We start from the raw sequence: 22,222 nt of genomic DNA, 5'->3' as shown, positions 1-22,222 counted from the left end.
CTGAACCAAGGAATATTAATGAAAATTTGTGGTGTTGAATTGACCGGCAATGACGCCGTTGTCTGTTTACTGAACTATGACAAGCAGCAGTTTAATTTGCCGGAGTGTCGGGTACGGAAGCTAAGTTTACCGAAAGATCACACGCGTCATGATTTATTGCAGTTTCAGCAGGCATTTGCTCAGCTCATGGGCGACTATAAAGTCGATTCGGTGGCGATTAGAGGGCGGATGCCCAAAGGGAAGTTTGCTGGCGGCGCTATTAGTTTTAAATTAGAGGCTGCGCTGCAGTTGATGGCCAATCTTGAGGTGCGATTACTAACGCCAAGCGAAATTAAAGCGACGCTGGCGGAAAACCCTTTGGTCATACCCTTTGCCGATACAGGCTTGAAGGGATTCCAAGAAGGGGCATTTACCGTTGCTTATGCGGCGCATATGTAGGTCTTTAATTCCACGAAAAGATTCCCTATCTAAACCTCGGTCTGTAAAATCAGGCTCTTTGTTAATAAAGCGGAGCAGCGCAATGGGCAGAGCCTACCAAAACCGCAAAGATTCAATGGCCAAGACCTCAGATGCCAAGGCCAAAGTCTATAGTAAGTACGGTCGTGAGATTTATGTGTGTGCCAAAGCTGGGGGGCTAGACCCCACAGGTAATCTGGCCCTGCGCGGGATGATTGAGCGCGCGAAAAAAGACCAAGTACCCACCCACGTTATTGAAAAAGCCATCGATAAAGCGAAAGGCGGTGGCGGCGAAGATTTTGCACTGTCGCGCTACGAGGGTTATGGCCCAGGCAATTGCATGGTGATTATCGATTGTTTAACGGATAACGCAAACCGCACTTTTGGTGATGTGCGGCTGTGCTTCACCAAGACTAAGAGTAAAATTGGCACTCAGGGCAGTGTTAGTCATATGTTCGATCACTCGGCAATTTTTGTGTTTTCCGGTGACGATGAAGAGGGTGTGCTGGAAGCGCTAATGGATGCGGATGTGGATGTGACAGATATAGAGAATGAAGATGGCAAGATCTCGGTATTTGCACCCAATACTGATTACTTCAAAGCTCAGCAAGCCCTGATTGAATTTGGTGTAAGTGACTTTGATGTGGCCGAAATTCAGTTTTTGCCCCAAACCACCACAACCATCGACGATGAAGACATGCCGATGTTTGAGAAGTTTATGGATATGCTCAACGACTTGGATGATGTGCAAAACGTTTTTCACAACGTCGCGTTGTAAGGCCAGCGCTCGCTGGCCTGTGCTATATCAATAGCTCTGGCGCTAAACAATTCGTCTGGGGTCGTTATTTAAGGCCCCTCTGCTTAAGCTTATCGTTTAATAATTGTTCACCTTCGACGACGAGCGATTCAATCGTGACGTGGGTAAAGGTGTTTACCTCGATATTCACTGCAGTAAACGGCGCGGCCTTATCACCGTTGCTGTGGGCTTGCTGGCATGTTTTTTTCAGTCGTTCGATAAAACCTGGCGCCTGATCAGCGCCGGTATTGTTCAGCAAAATCACAAACCGGCGGTCGCTGAGTCGGGCAAATAAATCGGCGTCGCGCAGTGTTGTCGTAACATTATCACTAAATAAGCGAATGACATTATCCATGTTGATATTTAAGTCATTGTCAAAAAATGACGTCCGCAACTCCAAGAATATTGCTGTCATGGGCGTTTTTTGGCGTTCTGCAACTCTCATTTGCTGCTGGCCGAGTAAAATAAAACCGTCGCGGTTATTGATATTGGTGAGTACGTCACGGGTTGCATAGTGAATAGCGTATAGCTCTCGTTCGACAATAGCGCCAAAATTCTTCAGTGTGTGCTGCTGTTCTGCGCTCAGCTGGCGAGGCTGTTGGTCGATAATACACAGCGTACCGAGCTTGCTGCCGTCCAATGCTTTGAGAGGGCAGCCTGCGTAAAACCGGATTTTTGGGTCGTTTTCTACCAGAGGATTATCGGCAAAACGCTCGTCTTGACTCGCGTCGGGAATAATAAAAAGGTCGTCACCATTAATGGCGTGACCACAGAACGAAATGTCGCGAGGGGTTTCACTTACGTCTAAGCCAATACATGATTTAAACCACTGGCGATTTTCATCTACCAAACTGATAACGGCAACGGGCACGTTGAGAATTTGCTTGGTCATTTGAGTGAGACGATCAAAGCGGTCTTCTGGCGGGGTATCCAGAATATTAAGAGCACTGAGGGCGGCCAGCCGTGATTTTTCATTTTTGGGTAGATCTGGCGATTTCACTAAGTATCCTTAAGCGCTGTAATAGCTGAGTTTAGAGTAAGTTAAGCAGACTTTATAAGGTTTTGCCTGTATTTGTCGCGGGGGTCTATCGCAATTCTAATTGAAATCCGCAGGCAAAGACTCATATGGCGTGTAAGGTCGCCTTTACGCATTTAAGTATGTTGTAGTCGTACTCGCCGTCCAGCAGTTCATAGACCGGCTTTATTTTGCCGTCTTCACTGTGTTCAAAGGCAAATTGGATTTCTTTGAGCTCGGCATCGCTTAATGTGACAACATCGCCGATATTGAGTTCACCGCTCGCTATACCTTGGCAGAGGTGGCCATAAATAGTGGTGATGGCGAGGCTGCGTTCTCCGGCAATGGCCTCCGGGTCCTTGCCTTGCTTTAGCATGGCGATACTGGTGGCGGCGGTGTCGTTGATGTCTTCCGCGGTTTGCGTATTAAGGTTGGCGAGAATTACCGCCAGAAAGCCTGCGCCGTACTTGGCGAGTTTGCTCTCGCCAACCCCGGACACGCGGCTCAGCTGTTCGAGGGTTTGGGGTTGGCGCTCGGCCATTTCGGCAAGGGTGGCGTCATGAAAAATCATATAAGCGGGAATCTCTTGCTCGGTGGCCAGCGTCTTGCGGTGCTCGCGCAAGGCTTCCCAGAGGACCGCATTTCCCGTGCCGGTGTAAGCTTTGGATTTGCGACGTTCGCTCTTACTGACTTTAACCATTTTGCGCAGGGTTAATTGGCTTTCGCCTTTCAGGATTGGTCTTGCGGTATCGGTAAGCTGAACACTGCCGTGTCCCTCAACGTCGACCCGTAATAAGCCTCGAGCAATAATTTGCCGGTACAGCGTGCGCCACTCGGTGTTATTCAATTCGCCGCCGATGCCGAAGGTCGAAATTTTATCGTGACCAAACTGGCTGATGCGTTCGTTTTCTTTACCCAGCAGCACGTCTACTAAATAACTTACCCCGAAGCGCTGACCGGTGCGATAAACACAAGACAGGGCTTTTTGGGCGGCCACCGTCGCGTCCCACGTTTCGGGGGGCGTCAGGCAGTTATCGCAGTTGCCACAGGCGTGGTCGTAGTCGTCGTCAAAATAGCGCAGCAGCGCTTGCCGACGGCAGGTGGTGAGTTCGCAGAGGCCGAGCATGGCGTCGAGTTTGTGCTGCTCAAGCCGTTTGCGGCTTTCTTCGGCGCCGGAATTGCCCTGCATTTGGCGCAGGGTAATCACGTCTTGTAGGCCGTAGGCCATCCACGCATCAGCAGGCTGACCGTCACGGCCGGCGCGGCCGGTTTCCTGATAATAGGCTTCTATACTTTTGGGTAGGTTGAGGTGGGCAACAAAGCGGACATCGGGTTTGTCTATGCCCATACCAAAGGCGATGGTGGCAACAATAATCACGCCATCTTCGCGCAGAAAGCGCTCCTGATGTTGCTGGCGCTGCTCATTGCTCATGCCAGCGTGGTAGGGCAGGGCGGTCATGCCTTTGCCGCTGAGCCAAAGCGTGATTTCGTCGACCTTTTTGCGCGACAGGCAGTAGACGATTCCAGCCTCGCCCTCATGTTCATTGAGAATGAAGCGCAGTAAATTCTCCCGCGCAGTGCCCTGATTTTCAGTAATGCGGTAGCGAATATTGGGGCGGTCGAAGCCGTCGTTAAAAACTTGCGCATTGTGCAGCGACAAACGCTCAATAATTTCTCGCTGGGTAGGGCCGTCGGCGGTGGCGGTTAGCGCGACACGCGGCGTATTGGGGAAACGCTCGTGAAGTATGGTTAGTTTGATGTATTCGGGGCGGAAATCATGGCCCCACTGGGATACGCAGTGGGCCTCATCAATAGCGAACAAGGATAGCGGCGCATTGTCGAGTAGCTGCAACATGCGCGGCATCATCAGCCGCTCTGGGGCAATATAGAGTAGCTCCAGCTCGCCGTTCATCAACTGATTTTCGACCTCATTCACTTCCATGCCGTTGAGGCTAGAGTTTAAAAAGGCCGCTTTTATACCATTTTGGCGCAGCGCCATAACCTGATCCTGCATCAGGGCGATTAAGGGCGAAATCACAATGGCGGTGCCTTCACGCACGAGCGCGGGCACTTGGAAACACAGGGACTTACCACCGCCGGTCGGCATCAGCACCAGGGCGTCGCCACCTTGAATTACATGGTCGACAATATCGGCCTGCTGATTGCGGAAAGACTCATAGCCGTAAACGCTTTGCAGGACGTGCAGCGCGCTACTTTTGCTGGGGCTGATATCGGCGTGATTAGCTGTGTTCATGTCAGTGTTTTGGATGTCGACCTCTGAAATACACCACGGGCAGTGGTGGTTGCGCTGCTTTTAGCGCAGAAAACGGGACTAATTACCTAGCGGCCGCGCCGTGCGGCTAATGGCTGAATGTCTCGGTGCCGGGCGCGGTTATTTTGTTTTACCACATCAAGTCGTCTGGAATTTGATAGGCCGCATAGGGGTCATCTTCTTCGACTGCCGCAACCGTACTGGCTGATTTGGTGTTGTGTACCAAGATAGCCGACGGGTCGCGCTGGGCGATTTTGTCAGCGATAGTAGCGGGCACCAGTTCGTAGCCGTCTTTGAGTTTAACCAGGGCTATAATGCCTTTAACTAATTGGGTCTGCAGCAGGCTGTCGACAAACACCTTTTTTATCTTTTTGCCGTCGGTGAACTGATAGGCAATCTCACCTTTTTTACGGTCGATGCGATTTAGGCTGATCAGCTGAATGATTTGCGCTTGAATTGCCTTTTTCTCGACCTCGGCCTGACGTAAGCGATTGAGTTCACGGTCGCGTTCAGCCTTTTCTGCTAGTGCCCGTTGTGCGGCTTCCTTACTTTCGTTAACGACTACGGTGCCTTTGGGCTGCTTCGCTTGTTTGCGCTTTTCCTGCTTGAGTTTTTTGACCTTTTTCTCGTCGACCATACCCGCTTTGAGTAGCTGTTCTTGTAAGGATGCCATGCCAGGCCTCTTGAGTGTTGAGGATGCGCTCATTCTAAGGGATTATTGCCGCCAGAGCTTGGAAAAACTTCTTAAAAGCACTTGCTGAAAGCCGCCGCTTGCTGCGGAAAACTGCGGGTGGTGCTAAGTGGTTTATTAGTTTGCCTCGCGGTTATGCCGCAGTTGGGCTTAGTATTGGACGAATACTTACAAGGAGTGAGTTAATGATTAAAGTCAGTGTGATGTACCCCAAGTCACCGGGAGCGCGGTTTGACCATGCCTATTACCGCGATCAGCATTTTCCGATGGTCAAAGAGCTAATGGGGGATTACTGCTTGTCCTATACCATCGATCGGGGTTTGGTGGGTGAGGGTGCCTGAATCCCACCACTGAATATTGCGATGGGCCATTGGTATTGTGTGTCTATTGATGAGTTCCAGGCGGGTTTCTTACCTCATGTCGGTAAAATAATGGCGGATTTACCAAATTACACTGATCAAGTCCCGCAGATCTAAATAAGTGAAGTTGTCCCACATTTTGATGCAATGATGGCTGTGTAGCCGGTCTCTCTGGATTGATCCAAGATTTGGTCTGCGGCGTATTTGTCTCTATGGCTCAAGAGTGGTTTTTCAGCAAGGCGCTTGTGGTGATACTATGCGGGCAGTTTTCAAACTAGAGACAGGGGTTTATGCGCGTACCGGCTTTTTTACTTACTCGCCTACAGGCTAAAGCAGAGCAAATTACGCAAGGACGGCCGACCAAGGTGATCGGCACCGATTACCTGCGGCGCTGGCACGTATTGCCGCGCAACCGGCTGTTTAATGTGTATCTGCACCACGTCACCGGCAATGACCCTGACGTAAACCTCCATGATCATCCCTGGCTGTTTAATTACTCGATGGTGCTGCGTGGCGAAATTCTTGAAGAAATGCCCAGCGGCGAACGGGTCTTGCCTACTGGTACCTTGACCGCACGCTTGGGGCGCGCGCCGCACCGCTTACTGCTAAAGTCAGCAGACAGCTTAACGCTTTTTATTACAGGCCCGAAAATTCGCAAGTGGGGGTTTTATACGCCGGACGGTTGGGTGTGCAGTAAGCTTTATCTTCGCGACGGCGGTAATGGCCGCGACGTCAGCTCAGGTGCCTTATCGCCAACTGAGTGAATTGCCCTGGAGTGATTCGTAGCCAGCACTAATTAGTATCCAGAACCAATATAAACGAGCCATGGTGGGCCGATGAAAAATAAGATTAAAACGGCAGTATTTCGCACTTTTATTAGGGGGTCAGCGCGACTCGCGTGGGCAGGGAAAACCGCGAAGCACATTGCGGTATTGGATCTTGCCGTTGAGCAGTCAGACCAGCACATCCCGCTGCGGCTGTATTTGCCGCCTGGCGATGGACCATTTCCGGTCGTGGTGTATTTTCATGGAGGTGGCTGGGTAATTGGTGATTTAGCAACCTACGACCCAATGTGCAGGGATTTATGTGATCGCAGTGATGCCATTGTCGTGGCAGTTGATTACCGGCGCGCGCCGGAGTTCCCCTTTCCCGCAGCGCCTGATGATTGTCTCGCGGCGCTTGCTTGGGTCGCCGAGCACATCGCACTTTACGGCGGGCGTGCTGATTCCATTGTCCTAGCGGGAGATAGTGCTGGGGGGAATCTCGCGGCGGTTACGGCTATTCAGGCGCGTAGTGAAATGCCTGGACTGGTGAAAGGCCAAATTTTGATTTACCCGGTCACGGATCACTATGTACGGGCTACGGCTTCTTATACAGAAAACGCGCAAGGTCCGGTATTGACGCGGTCAATTATGATTTGGTTTTGGGACAGTTACTTCGCAAACAGTAGGGCCCTCGAGGCTGGTCAGCTTCGCCACCCCCTAGCGACACCGTTGACGGTTGACGATCTAAGTGGCTTGCCGCCTGCGCTAGTCATTACCGCCGAGCGCGACCCGCTTAAGGATGAAGGGATTGCCTATGCTAATAAACTCGCGGAGCAGGGCGTTGCGGTGACTCAGAGTCTCTACCCCGGCGCCACCCACGGATTTATTGGTTTACAGGGCCCGACGCGCCTTCACAAAGAGGGCATGATGGAAATTTGTGCCTGGCTCGCGGCGTTGTTTGGCCGCCAAGCTGAGCGAGCGATTGAAGTGTGACGGTGAGCGTCGCGAAAGCCTAAATTAATCTCCGAGGTCTTCCGGCTTCGTAGCTTCGGCTAGGTTGGGCGGCAGCTCAGTAATTTTCGGATTGCGTCGACGCCGTGGTTTAGCGGGCACCATATCGCGCATGGAATTCATTTTACCAAAGCAAAGCAGCTTGTCATTCGGTTCTAAAATGCGATCGGCTCGCGGATTCGGGATGATTTTAGCTCCGCGGTACAGTGTCAGCACATTAATATCCTGTTCTCGTAAATTAGTGCCTTGAATCGCACTGCCCACAAATTTAGAACCTTCGGGTACATAGATTTCGTTTACACCATAACCTTTGCTAACCGTTAGCCTTTGCCTTTGTTTTCCGATACGAATTTCTGGATTAACACATTCTGTTTTTGACTCTGCAGCAGCTCAATTATAGCTTCAGCGGCCTTTACCGACTCTGCCAGCAGGACACCAATGTCTTGCGCCCCCTCGATCAATTTAATGATAACTGGTGCCCCGCCGACACGTTCAATGGCCGGTAAAACATATTTTTTTATCTCGCACAAAAGTCGTTCGGAGAATACCAATCTGATGGCGACTCAATATTTGTAAGCTTCGAAGTTTATCTCGAGAATTGCTAATGCCGTGGGCGGTGTTGGCGCAAAATACATCCATTTCCTGGAATTGGCGCACGACGGCAGTGCCATAAAAAGTGATCGAAGCACCGATACGAGGTAATACCGCATCGTAGTGGCTTAGTCGCTTTTGACGATAGTAGAGGTCGAGGACTTTAACATCATGATCGCGTTGTATTGCAGCTTCCTTTAGCCGCTTGGTACTGTAACTCTTGGGGCGACAGGACAAGATCGCAAGTTTCATAATTGGTGCTCCAAGTACTTATTGGTGTTAGGCATATACGGCGCACTTACAATGTAGGCCAACTATCGCGTGGACAATTGACACATGCTCTATTGAAAAAATCGCCAGACCGAAGGGCCAACTTTTGCTCAGTAACTCGTCGTAGCGCGGTACGTTAAAACAATAACTGGCGTATCTAATCAATCGCTTTGTCTTGAATCTGAGGATTATAGCCGCAACGATTTGGCATGCTGCTAAAAACAGCATTACTTCCATATGCCGTGCCCACAAGATAACGACACGATGAGAGTGACGAATGCTTCATAAAAATAAACTCCTTCCCTTGTACTCAGCAGTATTAGCGGTAAGTAGCACAATGGTGCCAAGCGAGCTTATCGCTCAGCAGAAGCAGAGTCGGCAGCTCGAAGAAATAGTGGTGACCGCCCAGCGACGCAGCGAGAGTATGCAAGACGTGCCCGTGGCGGTGACCGCCGCCACAGCGGAAGACATGGCTTATGCTCAAGTCGATAGTATAGGTAATATCAGTGCGATCTCGCCCAGTATTAAATTTGACGTGACAAACAGTCCCGCCAATAGCGCCAATATTTTTATCCGGGGCATTGGCACAGTGGGTAATAATCGCTCGTTTGAGGGCGCGGTAGGCGTGTTCTTTGATGGCGTATACCGCACTCGTGCCGGTCAAGCGATGCAAAACTGGTTAGATATTGAAAGCCTGCAAATACTGCGCGGACCCCAGGGAACCTTATTTGGTAAAAACACCTCGGCTGGTGCGCTGATTATTAATAGTAAGGCGCCGTCTTTGGACGGAGGTGAAGGTGATGTCGAACTCACCCTTGGCAATTACGGCAAGCAGCTGGTGCGGGGCGGCTTTAATACTCCGCTTAGCGATAAGACGGCATTGCGGGTGGCGGGCTTGTGGGGCAGGAAAGACGGCTTTATCGAAGATCCCAATGGTGGTAATTACAATGACAGCGCGCCTCGTGCATTGAAGGCGCAGCTCCTTTTTGAAGTGACCGAAAACCTCAGTATGCGTTTAATTGCCGACTGGTCGCAGGAAGATGCCAACTGCTGTTACGGGCAAATGGATGATGTTGACGGCGGCATGCAGGCCTACATCGATGAATTAACACGGCGTAACGGCAAGCGCACGCCCTCGGCTAAATTCGAGGATTACCAGCAGGTTATTAGTGAGGCCCCAGCGCAAAGTGTTGAAGACCAAGGTGTTGTCCTAAACACCCAGTGGTTTATTAGCGACGTCGCCACTATTGGCTCGGTGACCGCCTATCGGAGCTGGAATATCGCCCAGAGTGGTATGGACGCCGACTTTAGTGGCGCGAGTATTCTCGGGATCAACGAAACCTTGTCGACCGATATTTTTTCTCAGGAATTTACACTGTCGGGGGAGTTTACTGATCTTGGTCCCTTCGTAGGCGCTAACTATGTATTGGGTGTTTATTATGCCGATGAAATTATTGAGGCTGATCATCAATTATATTGGGGTGAGCAAGCTCAGGAGTACCTAAACGTCTACGTGCCATCGACTGAGGCCGGCGCGCCAAACGAAACGACTTGGACAATTTACGAGTTGATTAATGTCCTAGATGCCCCAACAGGATTGATTAGTGATATTCACATGGCTGGCACCGGTGAATCCTACGCGGCATTTATGCATTTAAGTCTGGATATTAGCGACCAGTTGAGTTTGACCGCGGGTGTACGCTATTCCCAAGATGAAAAAACCGGCTTGATGTATCGCCGCTTCTTCCGCGATAGTGCCTTGGAGCCTTTCCGAGTACTGGGCGCGCAACCGGGTCCTGAGTACAATGAAAGTTATACTGACTCCGCGATAAGTGGCCAAATAGCCCTGCAATATCAGTTTAACGACGACACCATGAGTTATTTGTCCTTTAGTCGCGGCTATAAATCTGGCGGGGTAAATCTCGACAACCAGGCGGCGGGTAAAGTGGGTGACAATGCCGAAGAGCCAAGCTCGGCGGCCTTGGGTGACCAAGAACCCAATGATCCTCGTTATGCCTCGGAATTTGTCGACGGTTATGAGCTAGGTTTAAAAACCGATTACTTTGATGGCCGCGCGCGTAGTAACTTTGCCATATTTTATAATGAACTTACCGATCTGCAAGTCGCCACTTTTGACGGCCTCGCCTTTGGTATTTTGAATTCTCCCGACGCCGAAGTGTACGGCCTTGAAGTGGAGAATCAATTTGTTCTCAGCGACGCATTTACGTTAGCTATTGATATGACCTGGCTGCCAGAGGCCCGCTTTGGTGAATCTGAGGCACTGGATATTGCATCCCTTGGCATTCTGTCTGGTCGCGAATTCGCCCAAGCCCCAGAAATTGTCGGCAATGTGTCGTTGACTATGGATCAACCGATAAGTGACACCCTGTCGCTGCGGGGTCGAATTGCCAGCAGTTACTCGGGTGAGCAGTTTACTAACCCTGCCAACAATGAAAAACGCGATGCTCAGATTGAATACAGTGCGACCTTGGGGCTCGCTTCAAATAGCAGTGGAATTTCGGTGAATATCTGGTGCCAAAACTGCAGCGACGAACGCTATGTTACGCAGCATTTTAACACCCCGCTACAGGGCGGGGTTTCTGGCTCGCGGGATGACCACAATGCCTATGTTGCCGCACCCCGGATGTACGGCATTACGCTGCGCGGGGAATTTTAAACTATTGCTTAGCCAGCCGCGTGCCCTTCTGGGGCGGAGTGACCTTTTTTGCCTTGTACTATTTCATTTTTATTTTGATAACTAATTTATACCGCGTTCATGATCTGCCCAAAACGGCGCGCGTAAATCCTTTTTCAGTAGTTTGCCTGAAGGGTTGCGGGGCAGCACCTCAAAGATTTTTAGCTGGCGGGGTATTTTATAGCCGGCCAATTGCTCGCGACAAAAGTCGACCATTTCCTGTTCGCTCAAACTCTGCTCGGGTTTTAACACAATACAAGCGAGTGGCGCCTCGCCGAATTTAGCACAAGGCACACCAACCACAGCAACATCGCCGACGGCGGGGTGTTGGCTTAGCACGTTTTCAATTTCGATGGGGTAGATGTTTTCACCGCCGCTGACGATCATGTCTTTAATGCGGTCACGTAAAAAAATGTAGCCGTGTTCATCAATAATCGCCGAGTCGCCAGTGTGTATCCAGCCGTCCTGCAATGTTTCGGCGGTGGCGGCTTCACGATTGTAATAGCGCAGCATATTTGCTTCGGAGCGAACTAAGAGCTCACCCGTTTCGCCGCAGGCGAGGGTGTTGCCGCTGGTGTCGACAACCTTAACTTCAACGCCGGCTTGGGGCCGACCACAAGACTGTAACAGCTCAGGCTGGCCGTTCAGCGCTCGGCTGTGGTCTTCCGGCGAGAGGGACACAATGGTGCCGGTGGTTTCAGTCATGCCATAGCATTGATAAAAGTCACATTTGAATATTTTTAGTGCGCGTTCTAGCAGACCGGTGCTAATAGGGGAGGCGCCGTACAGCAGTTGGCGCAGGGAGCCGAAATCGCGCTGCTCAACATTGGGTACGTAGTCGAGTATGGCCATGATCATGGCGGGCACAATAAACATATTGTCAATCTTATGATTTTCTAAATCGTCAACCACAGCCATCGGATTAAAACTGGCGTGTAATACCACCGTCGCGCCGGCAAGAATTGGTAACAGCAGTGTGCCAATGCCACCAATATGAAAATTCGGTGCGCAAACCAAATCGCGAGTTCCTGGCCCAGCTTTATTTTTCAGTGAGGTCGAAGCCGACGTGTACAGGGCAAAGATATTGCGCTGACTGGTGACAACGCCCTTAGGTTTGCCAGTGGTGCCGCTGGTATACAGCTGAAGTATCCCAGCATCGGCGCTGATATCGTCGCCGAGAACCGGCGTACTGGCGCATTTACTAAGCCAGTGCTGCCAATTTTCGACACCATCCGCGCTCGCCGCAATAACGGGTAGAGCCGCGTCAGCCAGTGGCCGTAATTTACCGAGTAAGTCGACTAGCGCCATGTCGGGGGCGAATAAAATTTTAGCTTTTGCGTCATTCAGAATATAGGCAACTTCCGGCGCCGCCAGACGGTAATTTAGTGGCACGGCCACTGCCTCGATACGACTGCATGCAATAACGATAGCTAAAACTTCGGGACAGTTTTCACAGAGAATGGCAACCCGGTCATTACTCGCAATACCTTGGGTGCGTAGGCCATTGGCAATACGTAGTGACTCCGCGGCAATCGCAGCGTAGCTAAGAGTTTGTCCTTGAAATAACAAGCACGCTTGCTCGGGGTTTCGTTGGCTGTGGTAGTCGAAAAATTGATGTATCAGCATGCCTGTCTGTCTCCGTAAAGCGCCATTGCTTTTATTACGATCTACTTTAAATCGCAACGTGAGCTATGCCCAGCCCTAGCTGACACGTTTGAGCTGCGGCGGAGGAATTAGTGGCGGCTGAAGACAATAAAGTCCGCGGTTTTTCTCGGCTTAGTCGGCCATATTTAGCTTGTTCCCCAGCTGCCGTCAAATTGCTCTGTGTGCCATTGAGTTCGCGGGCGTGGTTTAAAACGGAAAACTTTGTAACTAAATGTCTATCTGCTGTCATGGCATATCATTGTCATTACACTGAGAGGGGGGCAATCTTATGTACTTTTACACCATGTCAAAAATCGCTACATAAATGGGACGCTAACATGAGTAACACAGCTTATATATACGACGCCGTGCGCACACCAAGGGCGAAGGGGAAAATGGGGTCGCCCTTAAGTCAGGTAAAACCGGTGGATTTATTGGCAGGCCTGTTAAATGGTTTACGTGATCGCCATGATATTGATACCAGTTTAGTTGATGACGTGGTGATTGGGTGCGTTACCCCCGTGGGTGAGCAGGGCGCGTGTGTTGCTAAAACAGCGGTTCTCAAGGCCGGGTGGGCCGAGTCTGTCGCTGGTGTGCAGCTAGATCGCTTTTGTGCATCGGGTCTTGAGGCGGTTAATTTGGCGGCGATGAAAATAGCCTCGGGCTGGGAAGAGTTAGTCGTAGCGGGTGGTGTTGAATGTATGTCCCGCGTGGCGATGGGCAGCAGCGGCGGTGCTTGGGCTGAAGATCCGCAAATCGCCACCGACACGGCATTTGTGCCGCAAGGCATTGGCGCGGATCTCATCGCGACGCTAGCCGGTTTCAGTCGAACTACCCTCGACGAATTTGCAGTTGGCTCTCAAGCTAAGGCGGCTGCAGCGCGGGATGCAGGTTATTTTGACCGCTCAGTTTTACCGGTAAAAGATGTTAATGGCATGACGATTTTACAGCGTGATGATTTTATAAAACCGGGTACGACTATCGAAAGCCTAGCCAGTTTGCGGCCGTCTTTTACCATGATGGGCGGCATGGGTTTTGATGATATCGCTATAAGCAAATACCCCCAAGTGGCTAAAGTAAATCATGTCCATCATGCGGGTAACTCCTCGGGTATTGTCGACGGTGCGTCGGCGGTACTTATAGGCAGCGCTGCCGCAGGCCAAAAAATAGGGCTTAAAGCCCGTGGTCGTATCGTGGCCACAGCCGTGACCGGAACAGAACCTACAATCATGCTCACCGGCCCGGCACCTGCGACATGGAAGGTGTTGAAGAAAGCGGGAATGAAAATCGAAGATATCGATTTGGTTGAGATTAATGAGGCCTTTGCCTCAGTCGCGCTGCGCTTTCAACAAGACACCAATATTCCTTGGGAAAAAATAAATGTAAATGGCGGTTCGATTGCAATGGGTCACCCACTGGGTGCGACTGGTGGCATGCTGGTGGGCACGGTTCTCGATGAATTGGAGCGCCGCGATAAGCGCTTTGGCTTGGTTACTCTGTGTGTGGGCGGCGGTATGGGCATCGCAACAATTATTGAACGCCTTTAATTCGGCTTGCTGCAAAAGACAAGAGATGTACGTGGCCATAGGCCGGTATCTCGAATTCGCGGTTTAAGCCCTGAGCAAATTAGACAGGATGAAATAGCAATGACAGGCACATTTGATTATCAAAAAGACAGCGACAATATCGTAACCGTCACTATGGACATGAGTGGCCCGGTAAATGCGATGAACGACGAATACCTCAACTTAATGGGTGCGACCGTCGATCGCCTTGAGGCTGAGCGCGACAGTATTGCTGGGGTGATCATTAGCTCCGCCAAAAGCACTTTTTTTGCCGGTGGCGATATTAAAAGTATGTTGACTATTGAGGCGGGCGATGACGAACGTATCATGTTCGAAACCAATCTCAGTATTAAATCACAACTGCGCCGACTTGAAAAACTTGGCAAACCGGTGGTCGCGGCAATTAATGGCGCTGCGCTTGGCGGCGGTTATGAAATTTGTTTAGCCTGTCACTATCGCGTTGCATTGGACAGTAAAACGGTGCAGCTCGGCCTGCCCGAAGTAAGCTTGGGCCTGTTGCCCGGCGGCGGCGGTGTGGTGCGTTTGGTGAGTAAGTTTGGTGTTGAACGAGCGATTATGCCCTTGTTAGAGGGAACTCGTTTTAATGCCCAAAAAGCTCTGGGTAATGGCTTTGTCGATGAATTGGCCAGCGACGTAGACGACATGATGGCGAAGGCTAAGCTTTGGATTAAGGCGAACCCCGAAGCGCAGAACCCTTGGGATATTAAGGGCTTTAAAATCCCTGGTGGTGACCTGCGTAAACCGGCTATTTCGCAAATGATTCAGGGTGCGAACCCCATGATTTTCCAGAAAAGTCGGGGCCTTGTGCCGGCGCCGATTAAGATTTTGGATGTAATCGCCAGTACCCTGCGTTTGGATTTTGATACTGCGCAATTGGTCGAGACGCGCACGTTTATAAGTTTGCTAACCGAGCCCAGTGCCAAAAACTTGATGAGTTTCTTTCTGCAAATGAATCAGGTCAATGGCGGTGGCAGCCGGCCGAAAGCGGTGCCTAAGTCTAAGATTAAAAAAGTTGGTATTTTAGGCGCGGGAATGATGGGGCAGGGCATCGCCTATGTTTCGGCAATGGCCGGGATTGAGGTGGTATTAAAGGATATAAGCCAGGACGCTGCAGATAAAGGCAAGGCCTACACCGATAAATTACTTAGCAAACGCGTGGTCAAGGGCCGCATGAGCGAAGAGCAAAAGCTGGCTGTGTTAAATTTAATTACTGCGTCTGCACAAGCCGATGCATTGCGCGGCTGTGATCTAATTATTGAGGCGGTGTTTGAAAATGTTGATCTCAAACATAAGATCACTCAGGAATTAGAGCCCATGTTGGCCGAGAATGGTGTTTGGGGCTCCAACACATCAACCTTGCCAATCACCTTGCTTGCCGAGCCTTCAATAAAACCAGAAAATTTTATCGGCATTCACTTCTTTTCTCCCGTCGATAAAATGCCGCTGGTGGAAATTATTGTCGGCGATAAAACCTCCGACGAAACCTTGGCGCGGGCCTTTGACTACAGCCAGCAAATCAAGAAAACCCCAATTGTTGTTAATGATTCTCGCGGCTTCTTTACCTCTCGAGTATTCGCTACCTATATTGATGAGGGGGCTTTACTGTTTGAAGAAGGTGTTGATCCGGTGGTGATCGAAAACCTAGGTAAAGCCATTGGTATGCCAGTTGGCCCATTGGCAGTGCAGGACGAAGTTAGCCAGCAGCTAGCGGTGAAGGCCATAGAAACCAATCGCGAATTAGATAAGCGTATAGGTGATAATTATGCCGTAGATACGGCGTCTTACCGCTTGGCCAAAAGAATGATTGACGAGTTTGGTCGTGCAGGTCGTTTTCACGGCGGCGGCTATTATGAGTATCCTACCGACGGTGAAAAATTCCTCTGGCCGGAAGTTTACAATTGGCACTATAACAAGGCTGTTAGCCTGCCCAGCGATGATATTAAAGATCGGCTCTTGTTTCGCCAGATTGTGGAATCGCTGCGTTGCTATCAAGAAGGTGTAATGAATAACGTGGCCGACGCCAATATTGGCTCGATCATGGGGATTGGCTTTCCGCCCCATACCGGAGGTGTCCTGCAGTTCATTAATACCTACGGCCTGAAAAAATTCGCTACTCGCCTTGCCGTGCTCGCCGAGAAATACGGTGAGCGCTTTGAGCCACCGCAAGTGCTGCTCGATAAGGCCGAAAAAGGGGAGTTGTTTGCCTAGCGAGTAAAGCTTACGGCTTTAAGTCGCCAAATAGAAAGTGGCGGCTTAAAGCAGCGCAGGGCGGCAAAGAACAATAACAATGGCGGCGCGGCGCGCTATGTTCGCTTATACTGGCTTTACAATAATGATAAGCGGGGTAGCAGTATGCTGCGTAGCGTCGCCTTGGCACTGGCTTTTGTGGGACTTTTTTTGCAATCGGCACTGGCTTTGCAGGTCGGTGAAAAAGCGCCGAATTTTTCTGCGCCGGCGTTGGGCGCTGTACACAAAATTCAGCTGGCTGATTTTCACGGTCAATTGGTGTATTTGGATTTTTGGGCCTCTTGGTGCGGCCCTTGTCGCGCGTCCTTGCCGACCTTAGAAGGCCTGTATCAAGAGTTCAATTCCCAAGGTTTTATGGTATTGGCGGTGAATGTGGACGCCGATATCCGCGATGCAAAGCGGTTTTTGCAATCTCGGCCTGTCAGCTACCCCTTAATTTATGATGCCGAGCAGGAATTGCCGAAGCTTTTCGGGCTAAAGGGCATGCCGAGTGCGTATCTCATTGATCGCCAGGGTGTTGTCCGCCATGTTCACGAGGGCTTTCGGCCCGGTGATGGGGCTCGCCTAAGAGAAATTGTGCTGGCCTTGTTGGCCGAGGAAAAATCATGAAATTGCTATTCCTTTTTGTAACAGCGCTATTGCTCTCGGCCTGTGCAGTAGAGCCCTTGCAAGCGTGGGATCGTGGTTATTTGGCCCGGCCCGAAATGGCCTGGGATCCTGATAGCTTGAGCGCCAGCCAGCGCAATCATGTCTACTTCAGTAAAGAGGCTAGCAGCGGGGCTGCCAGCGCCGGTGGTGGTGGCTGTGGCTGCAATTAAACGTCTTAGCGTGAATCTTATGAGGCCATATTTATGAAGCAAAAAAATGCGCGCGGCCAAGGGGCTAGCGCATTCATGGCGCTTAGCGCAGCAGCCCTAGCGATTCCGGGTATCGTGAGCACGGCTCAGGCCGCGGCGCCGATTGCCGAGGCTGAACTAGGCTACAAAGCTTCCGCCTACCGCGAAGCGGATATTGAACGCAGCAAATTAGCCGCTGGCTCTGCTTCGCGTTACGAGATTGACACCCATCAGCTCCGCTTTATATCGCCTCTTGGTCGCGCCTCGGACCTAGCGGTAGACTTTAGTTACGAAACCATGAGTGGTGCCTCGCCGTGGTTTATTATGCCGGGCACTAGCGGTAATGGCCCCGTGCAGGTTATGAGCGGGGCGAGTATTGAAGAAGAGCGCAAAGATATACAGGCTAGCCTTGGCCATTATTTTTCTTCCCAGCATGCTGCCAAGGTTTTGTTGGGTTACTCAACTGAAAATGATTACCAAGCAGTGAATATGGGCGTAGAGGGTAGTATAGAGATTCCCGCGCGGGAATTGACGTTGACGGCTGGCCTTGGTTTTAGCGACGACGAGATTGAGCCAACTGACCCTGAGATGCCAGACCGTATCGATAGCGCTAGCCGCAGCAGCACAACGGCGTTTGTTGCCGTGGCGCAGGTCTTAAATGCCAATACCGTAGTGCAGGGCAGCCTCAGTATGGTGACGAATGACGGCTATTTATCTGACCCCTATAAGAAAGTGTGGCGGGCGGATCTGAGCAATACCGTTGCTGATGCGCGACCCAATGAACGGCAGCAATTGGTATTGAACGTGCGTATGCGTCACTACCTACCCGCGGTGAGAGCTGCTCTGCATGTGGATTACCGGTTTTTTGACGATGACTGGGACATCAGCTCCCATACCGTTGATTTAGCTTGGTATCAGAACTTGGGCGACAACTGGCAGTTGACGCCTTCGCTGCGTTATTACAGCCAATCTCAGGCGTATTTTTATGGACCGTTTTTTTACAATGCGCGCAGCGATGGCTACGCTTCTAGCGACTACCGGTTGTCACCCTACGGCGCTCTAAGTTTTCGACTTCGCTTGGAGCGTAACTGGGGTGAGTTTTCTACAAACGTGGAATGGGAAAGTTATCGCGCCGCGGCGAGCCTGGCGCTGGACGACGTCGGGGTGGAAAACCCAGGTTTAGTCGAGTTTGATATTTTATCCCTTGGCCTGAAACTACATTTATAGCGTGGCAGAATTACACCTTTTTTTATTTCCCTTTACCGCTATGGCGAGCCCCTGTGAATTGCGCTTGTATGCAACTTCGCAAGGCTTCGCTGATCGCGCCGCTGAGGCCGCGATAGCCGAAGTTGATCGCATAGAACAAAAATATTCTCGGTATCGTCACACCAGTGTGTTGAGCGCAATAAATCGCGCGGCGGGCGGCGATGCCGTCACCATTGATAGTGAGACCAGCGCGTTATTGCAGTACGCCGATAGCGCCTATCAGCAAAGTGATGGTTTATTTGATATAAGTTCAGGGGTGTTGCGACGGGCGTGGAATTTTAAATCAGGACAACTCCCTAGCGAGCGTGAGGTGGCAAACTTAGTTGCGGTGCTGGGTTGGCCTAAGGTTGAATTGACCGCGGGCAAAGTCCGGCTAAGTCAGGTTGGTATGGAATTGGATTTTGGCGGATTTGCGAAAGAGTATGCGGTTGATGCCGCAGCACGAGTTTGTGCCGAACAGGGTATTGCTCATGGCCTAGTTGATTTAGGGGGTGATATTCGGGTGCTCGGGCCCCACCCAGACGGTAGTGCTTGGCAAATTGGTATACGTGATCCTCAGCAGCCGACCCAAGCGAAATTGGTGGTGCCGTTAAAGAGCGGGGGTTTGGCGAGTAGTGGCGATTATGAGCGTTTTATGGTGATAGCCGGTAAGCGCTACAGCCATATTCTTGACCCCCGTAGCGGCTGGCCGGTGGAAAATACCTTTCGATCACTCAGTGTCGTGGCGCCGCTGTGTTTATTGGCCGGAACGGCCGCCACGGTGGGTCTGCTGAAGGGCGTGATCGCAGCGCCAGCATGGCTAGACGAACTCGGCTTGCCTCACTGCTGGGTGCAGGCGAACGGACAAACCGGCGGGGATCTAGGGCCATGGCAGTCCTGAGTTAGATTTTGTCATACGAATAAAGTCCATTCTGCTTCCTGTTTCCCCCTGTTTCCCCATGGAATTGCGGTGTCGCCTTGTGACAGACAACGGCAGCTTTAACCAATTTGAGTTGGCATGATTGTGGCAATAATGTCAGCCTGAATGTTTCAAAATAACAGTTATCGGGTTCGGCATATGACTAGGTATCGGCGTGTTCTTTGGGTAATACTATTTAGCGCAAGCCTAATGGTGGGCTGTGGCGGCAGTTCCAGCGGCGATGTGGTTGATATTGTCGGCAACCCCCTGACCGACAGTGATGGGGACGGTATTGTTGATTTAGACGACAATTGCCCCTTTGTTGCCAATGCCGACGGCCAAAATGCGGATAGTGACGACGACGGCATAGGCGATGCTTGCGATACCCCGGATATTGCAGATGGCAACGGCAATGGCAGCGGTTCAGGAAGTGGCGGTAAGGACCCGATATTCGAATTTTATAAAGCCAATGTCCACAGCTCGTTAAAGATATGCAGTACCTGCCATGTCGCTGGCGGCGTTGCTGACTCTGATGGTGCCGGTGATGGCCGTGGCTTTATGCTGATTAAGAACGCCAGCTTAGCGGATGAATTGCTCAAATTGCACAGCGACTGGAATGGACTTGGCGGCGGCGTTGAACAAAGTCCTATTTTATTCAAAGCCAGTGACAGTCGCGCCCAGACCGATCCCCATGTAGGTGGCAAGCAGTGGGCTGTCAGCACAGCGGAATACGCCAATATGCGTAGTTTATTGCAATGTTGGGCGGACCCGCAAAAGTGTAGCTTGGTTTCGGTGGATACCGGCACTGAGCAGCCGCTGCTAGGCAGCTCCCGCGGTGGTCATGCCTGGGTAGATTTCTGCGAGGCTAAAAACTGGGTGGCGACGGCGGTTTTACCCGTTGATCCGCGAGCCTTGGTTAAGCCTGGATATAATGACGGCCGTGCAGTTTATTTTAATGCCTTTTGGAAGGACTGTCATATAGATCCGGCGTTGGTAAATGAATACCCCCATCCAAAAACCTGTGGCGAATTTAAGGCGAGTTTTGAGCGCGGCGCGGTGATTATGGGTGACGCCCCTATGCTGGATGCCAGCGGCAATTATAAAACTTACCCAGACGGTGAAATCATTCGCCCAGCCACCACCTTTGCTGGTGACTACCCTCACGGCAATGCCGCGCTGAGTGCCGATCAGTACAATAATTTATGGGTGGTATGGGGCTTGCCAGGTCGCCCAGATAACTTAGATGAGCTAGTCGCCGAGCGCTATGGCTTTGGTGCGCCGGACCCCAAGTATCCCTACCCGCTGCCTGGTGAAGATCCCAATGCCACTAACGGCGGTAGTGGCGCCTTGCCCTTCGGTATGATTCAAACGCGCTTTCCTGACGGCAGCTACAGTGGTGAGATTAACAGTAATTGTCAGGGCTGCCACGGCGTACAAATCGGCGATAAATTTGCGGTCGGCGGCGGTGGCGGCATGTTAGATGCCAGTGTGAGTTCCCGAGATTTTGCGGCCTTCGGCTCGCCCAGTGGCGTTGCAATCGATCGCCTCGGTTTGGCCGGGCGGGTACGCGGCACAAATAATGCTCAGTTCTCTAATATTACCGCCTTGACCGGGGTGACAACGCCCCAGCAATTTGCAGCGGTGATGAACAATGGCACAACCGGCACGGGCGATACGCCGGCTTGGTGGAACGTTGGTCACCGCCCGGTAAAATTTGTTGATGCCATGTTCCCCGGTGATGCCGTGCGCGTGGACTTTGCCTTGTTCTCACCCTTGCTGACCAATAAATACGGCGTGCCCGAGCAGAATCCCGGCTGGATTAGCGCCCACGTGCAGGACGGTGACCACTATATTATGTCCCGGCGTGCGCCGGTTTATCCCAGTGTTATTAACACTGATCTTGCAGAACAGGGCGCGGTGTTATTCCACGCCAAAGACCTGTGGGCGGTTAATTTAAATAACCTTATTGCCAAACCGCTAGGCGGCAATGGCAGCTGTGCAAGTTGCCACGGTGCCTATTCCCCACGCTATGTGAACAAGCCTGAGTTTCTTGCCAACCCGGCGTTAGTCGGGATCGCGAGTTATGTTGTACCTATTGAAGTAATTGATACCGACCGTGTGCGCTTGGAAAGTTATAATGAGGGTACGAATGAGGCGAACTCGAATACCTCGGTGGCTTACCCAGAAACCGCAAACCGAGAAGGGATTGACGATTGTCGGGTGCAAAATATGCCGGGCATGCAAATTGATGCTAAGGGACAAGAGCGTCCGTCGGGTTACGCTGCACCGCCGTTGTATGGCGTTTGGGCGACAGCACCCTATCTTCATAATGGCGCGGTGCCAGATGTCTGGAGTTTGTTGGATTCAGGTAAGCGGCCAACTGTTTGGAAGCGAGTCTCGAAACCTGCCCGCGCAGACCAAGCAGGCGCAGTGGTGATGGGCTTTGATAGCGATTTTAATCGCGCCTATGATCGCGAGCGTTTGGGCTGGAAGTATGAGAAGTTAGACTGCGCCGCGGCGGGAGTATCGTCGTCGATTCAATGTAACCCTACGGGTTTGGAGTCTGCTTTTTTCCTATCCGAATTTTACGGAAACCTATTGTTAGGTTGGAATATCGCCAATCCGCCGACCTTGAGCAATCAGGATATCGAGAATCGTAAAGTTTATAACACCACTATGTTTAGCCAGGGCAATGGCGGTCACGCGTTTAGTGATGTGCTTACTGACGCTGAACGTCGAGCCATTATTGAGTATTTAAAAACCTTGTAGTTTCTAAGTGCGCCTAACGACCAGGTCCCCGGAGACCACTGATACAGTCTACGGGA

Annotated in this window: 20 protein-coding genes; 13 read left to right on the top strand and 7 right to left on the bottom strand. The window is 51.3% G+C overall.

The features are described from left to right. Window positions 1-18 precede the first annotated feature (18 nt). Both HNQ57_RS00975 and HNQ57_RS00970 read left to right on the top strand, forming a co-directional pair. The gene (locus tag HNQ57_RS00975) at window positions 19-438 is read left to right on the top strand and encodes a DUF3010 family protein (RefSeq protein ID WP_184460768.1); all 420 of its coding nucleotides are present in this window, start codon (window positions 19-21) and stop codon (window positions 436-438) included. A gap of 82 nt (window positions 439-520) precedes the next feature. Further along, complete coding sequence (locus tag HNQ57_RS00970) at window positions 521-1,234, top strand: YebC/PmpR family DNA-binding transcriptional regulator (RefSeq protein ID WP_184460767.1); 714 nt, start codon at window positions 521-523, stop codon at window positions 1,232-1,234. Window positions 1,235-1,298: 64 nt separating this feature from the next. Here the strand turns inward: HNQ57_RS00970 and HNQ57_RS00965 are convergent, their stop codons facing one another. The 3 genes from HNQ57_RS00965 to HNQ57_RS00955 all read right to left on the bottom strand — a co-directional run bounded on the left by HNQ57_RS00965 (window position 1,299) and on the right by HNQ57_RS00955 (window position 5,212). Next, window positions 1,299-2,252 (bottom strand): GAF domain-containing protein, encoded by a 954-nt coding sequence (locus HNQ57_RS00965; protein ID WP_184460766.1) that lies wholly within the window; start codon window positions 2,250-2,252, stop codon window positions 1,299-1,301. A gap of 121 nt (window positions 2,253-2,373) precedes the next feature. Continuing rightward, window positions 2,374-4,521 carry a DNA helicase RecQ gene (gene recQ, locus HNQ57_RS00960; protein WP_184460765.1) on the bottom strand — a complete coding sequence of 716 codons (2,148 nt, stop codon included), beginning with the start codon at window positions 4,519-4,521 and terminating at the stop codon, window positions 2,374-2,376. 148 nt (window positions 4,522-4,669) lie between these two features. Next, complete coding sequence (locus HNQ57_RS00955; protein ID WP_184460764.1) at window positions 4,670-5,212, bottom strand: DUF2058 domain-containing protein; 543 nt, start codon at window positions 5,210-5,212, stop codon at window positions 4,670-4,672. Window positions 5,213-5,415: 203 nt separating this feature from the next. Here HNQ57_RS00955 and HNQ57_RS17780 point away from each other — a divergent pair, with 203 nt between their 5' ends. The 3 genes from HNQ57_RS17780 to HNQ57_RS00940 all read left to right on the top strand — a co-directional run bounded on the left by HNQ57_RS17780 (window position 5,416) and on the right by HNQ57_RS00940 (window position 7,346). Next, complete coding sequence (locus HNQ57_RS17780) at window positions 5,416-5,571, top strand: EthD family reductase (protein ID WP_226968258.1); 156 nt, start codon at window positions 5,416-5,418, stop codon at window positions 5,569-5,571. A gap of 308 nt (window positions 5,572-5,879) precedes the next feature. Then, window positions 5,880-6,353 (top strand): hypothetical protein, encoded by a 474-nt coding sequence (locus HNQ57_RS00945; protein WP_184460763.1) that lies wholly within the window; start codon window positions 5,880-5,882, stop codon window positions 6,351-6,353. Between the two features lie 72 nt (window positions 6,354-6,425). Beyond that, entirely contained in the window at window positions 6,426-7,346 is a 921-nt protein-coding gene (locus tag HNQ57_RS00940; protein WP_184460762.1) for an alpha/beta hydrolase, read from the top strand. A 24-nt stretch (window positions 7,347-7,370) separates the two neighbouring features. Here HNQ57_RS00940 and HNQ57_RS17775 read toward each other — a convergent pair whose 3' ends face one another. The 3 genes from HNQ57_RS17775 to HNQ57_RS17765 are packed head-to-tail and all read right to left on the bottom strand — an operon-like array spanning window position 7,371 to window position 8,207. Beyond that, window positions 7,371-7,655, bottom strand: coding sequence for a cation:proton antiporter regulatory subunit (locus HNQ57_RS17775; protein WP_264299229.1), 285 nt, complete (start codon window positions 7,653-7,655; stop codon window positions 7,371-7,373). Between the two features lie 29 nt (window positions 7,656-7,684). Further along, entirely contained in the window at window positions 7,685-7,825 is a 141-nt protein-coding gene (locus HNQ57_RS17770) for a hypothetical protein (RefSeq protein WP_244966081.1), read from the bottom strand. Window positions 7,826-7,856: 31 nt separating this feature from the next. After that, window positions 7,857-8,207 (bottom strand): hypothetical protein, encoded by a 351-nt coding sequence (locus tag HNQ57_RS17765; RefSeq protein ID WP_226968260.1) that lies wholly within the window; start codon window positions 8,205-8,207, stop codon window positions 7,857-7,859. A 295-nt stretch (window positions 8,208-8,502) separates the two neighbouring features. Here HNQ57_RS17765 and HNQ57_RS00930 point away from each other — a divergent pair, with 295 nt between their 5' ends. Beyond that, window positions 8,503-10,902 (top strand): TonB-dependent receptor, encoded by a 2,400-nt coding sequence (locus tag HNQ57_RS00930; RefSeq protein ID WP_184460761.1) that lies wholly within the window; start codon window positions 8,503-8,505, stop codon window positions 10,900-10,902. An 81-nt stretch (window positions 10,903-10,983) separates the two neighbouring features. On the opposite strand, the gene HNQ57_RS00925 is transcribed toward HNQ57_RS00930, so the two are convergent. Next, window positions 10,984-12,546, bottom strand: coding sequence for a long-chain-fatty-acid--CoA ligase (locus tag HNQ57_RS00925; protein ID WP_184460760.1), 1,563 nt, complete (start codon window positions 12,544-12,546; stop codon window positions 10,984-10,986). Window positions 12,547-12,902: 356 nt separating this feature from the next. Here HNQ57_RS00925 and HNQ57_RS00920 point away from each other — a divergent pair, with 356 nt between their 5' ends. From HNQ57_RS00920 to HNQ57_RS17760, 7 genes are all read left to right on the top strand, one after another. Further along, window positions 12,903-14,111, top strand: a complete 1,209-nt coding sequence (locus HNQ57_RS00920) for an acetyl-CoA C-acetyltransferase (RefSeq protein WP_184460759.1) — start codon at window positions 12,903-12,905, stop codon at window positions 14,109-14,111. Between the two features lie 99 nt (window positions 14,112-14,210). Continuing rightward, the gene (locus HNQ57_RS00915) at window positions 14,211-16,358 is read left to right on the top strand and encodes a 3-hydroxyacyl-CoA dehydrogenase NAD-binding domain-containing protein (protein ID WP_184460758.1); all 2,148 of its coding nucleotides are present in this window, start codon (window positions 14,211-14,213) and stop codon (window positions 16,356-16,358) included. Window positions 16,359-16,502: 144 nt separating this feature from the next. Beyond that, a complete protein-coding gene (locus HNQ57_RS00910) occupies window positions 16,503-17,006 on the top strand; it encodes a TlpA family protein disulfide reductase (protein WP_184460757.1) in 504 nt (167 codons plus the stop codon). Then, window positions 17,003-17,215, top strand: a complete 213-nt coding sequence (locus HNQ57_RS00905) for a DUF4266 domain-containing protein (RefSeq protein WP_184460756.1) — start codon at window positions 17,003-17,005, stop codon at window positions 17,213-17,215. Before HNQ57_RS00910 ends, HNQ57_RS00905 begins: the two co-directional genes overlap by 4 nt. A gap of 33 nt (window positions 17,216-17,248) precedes the next feature. Continuing rightward, a complete protein-coding gene (locus HNQ57_RS00900) occupies window positions 17,249-18,460 on the top strand; it encodes a DUF3570 domain-containing protein (protein WP_184460755.1) in 1,212 nt (403 codons plus the stop codon). Window position 18,461: 1 nt separating this feature from the next. Beyond that, entirely contained in the window at window positions 18,462-19,379 is a 918-nt protein-coding gene (locus HNQ57_RS00895; RefSeq protein WP_221301529.1) for an FAD:protein FMN transferase, read from the top strand. A 177-nt stretch (window positions 19,380-19,556) separates the two neighbouring features. Continuing rightward, window positions 19,557-22,166, top strand: a complete 2,610-nt coding sequence (locus tag HNQ57_RS17760; RefSeq protein WP_184460754.1) for a c-type cytochrome — start codon at window positions 19,557-19,559, stop codon at window positions 22,164-22,166. Window positions 22,167-22,222: the final 56 nt, after the last annotated feature.

The sequence above is a fragment of the Zhongshania antarctica genome (genome assembly GCF_014202945.1).
Lineage (GTDB): Bacteria > Pseudomonadota > Gammaproteobacteria > Pseudomonadales > Spongiibacteraceae > Spongiibacter > Spongiibacter antarcticus.
Note: the sequence above shows the minus strand (reverse complement) of the source record. Positions and strands in the feature narration are given on the sequence as shown.